Here is a 1,729-nt window from a genome sequence, read left to right as displayed (position 1 = left end):
ATGCTAACCTTTTGCGGTTCGTTTTGTTAACCATTAAGGGATATTCTTTGCTACTCGACCTAGTGATCCAAAGTGTCAATGATTTTCAGGACGATTGTCTTAAACTGTGTGAGAAGCATTATCCTGCCGTACATAACCAAGGTATGAGTGAACACCATCTTGGCCTTGCATTTTCTCGCCGAATGGAACACACCTTCCGTCATTTTGGTTACAACAGCATCGTAAAACCGATTGAAGTACTCGACGCTCCAGACCTACCTCACCACTATCGCATTTCTTCTGAGATTGGAACGGTTTGGGTGTTAAGCCATCACATGGTCAGTGCTGGTAAATCGTGTCGCGAAAACTTGTTGTCTTCAATTACCGAATGGCAAAGCGAGTATGGCTACGCGCTGCAACCTAACGACCTACTCTTCCTTGTTTGCGATCATTGGATCAGTCGCAGTAAAACCAGCCGAGAACTGCTCCATTGGTGGATGGGCGAATTGCCGGATCAAATCAACGAATATACTGAGCAAGGCATCACTCTTTACACCAGTGAATCTCAGCTCACTCAATCCCTTGATACACGCTTTGGTATCAGCCCTTGTTACATCAAATTTGGCCACCCTTTGCGTCGTTCTAACAAACAACAACTGGTTCGAAAGTACTTGCAGTTGTACGCCGTATTACAGTGGTAGTATCAAATTGCAACAGGTAGATTATCAGTCTATTCATACATTTGTTTGATACGGCTCGATAAATCTAATCATCTCGTATTAACCCTCTTGCCTCATATGGCCTAGCCCAATTAGATTCTGACTACTGAAATCAAAGTTGGTGTCCATGTAACACCAATCAAAAACCATTGATCTAGGTTGTCGTAATAATGATGAGCATCTCGCAGCTTCTTGGCTGCATTTCTAAACAAGTAGATGGGCAGTACATCGCGCAATATGAGGAGTTGACACTTCGCAGTGTCTTCCAACCCATTTATAAAAAGGATCTTTCCATCATCGGCTTGGAAGCCTTAGTCCGAATCAGCACTGCGGATGGTTCTATGATACGTCCGGATCTCTTTTTCCAATCTCCTTCCATCTCTGAACATGTTCAACTTAATGTCGAGCGACTTAGTCGCCTTATTCACATTAAAAACTTTGGGCAATCTCGTTACCGCAACAAAAAGCTCTTTCTTAATGTGCTTCCCAGAGCTGCAGAAATGCTGGCGAAGGACCTTTCATACAGCCATTTACTGAAGCAAGTGATTTGTGAGGCGGATTTGTGTCGAGAACAAATCGTGATGGAGTTAGTTGAATTAAGCGCAGGCGATGAGTCCTTTCTGTACAAAGCGACGAAAGAACTGAGTGACGGAGGCTTTAAACTTGCTATTGACGACTACGGCATTAATGCCTCAACCATCGGGCGAGTGAAATGCGTTCGACCAGACATCATTAAGATGGATCGTTCACTGCTATTGAAATACGAAGACGGGGATTTTTCTGCGTTAATAGAAGCATTAGCGCTCGCGAAAGAACTGAGTTCAAAAACCGTTATCGAGGGAATTGAAACCGAGCATCAACTTAACTTAATGAAAAAACTCGGTTTCGATATGTACCAAGGCTACTTGCTTGCGATGCCTCAAACCCTAGAAATGTACGAGGAAGCCAAAACGGCCTAAGATCGTCTTGTTAAGCACCGCCGCCTTTGAATACCTGGATTACTTGCGGTGCTTGCCACGATTTTTATGAAT

Annotated in this window: 2 protein-coding genes; both read left to right on the top strand. The window is 43.7% G+C overall.

All coding sequences use genetic code 11. The features are described 5' to 3' along the window. Positions 1–47 precede the first annotated feature (47 nt). On the top strand, positions 48–680 hold the full coding sequence (locus R7070_RS24740; RefSeq protein WP_005454376.1) for a hypothetical protein: 633 nt from the start codon (positions 48–50) through the stop codon (positions 678–680). A 188-nt stretch (positions 681–868) separates the two neighbouring features. Next, positions 869–1,657 carry an EAL domain-containing protein gene (locus R7070_RS24735; RefSeq protein WP_222133599.1) on the top strand — a complete coding sequence of 263 codons (789 nt, stop codon included), beginning with the start codon at positions 869–871 and terminating at the stop codon, positions 1,655–1,657. Positions 1,658–1,729 lie beyond the last annotated feature (72 nt).

The sequence above is a fragment of the Vibrio sp. 1557 genome, assembly GCF_033340175.1.
GTDB classification, from domain to species: Bacteria; Pseudomonadota; Gammaproteobacteria; order Enterobacterales; family Vibrionaceae; genus Vibrio; species Vibrio alginolyticus.
This window is presented reverse-complemented; position numbering and strand designations above follow the sequence as displayed.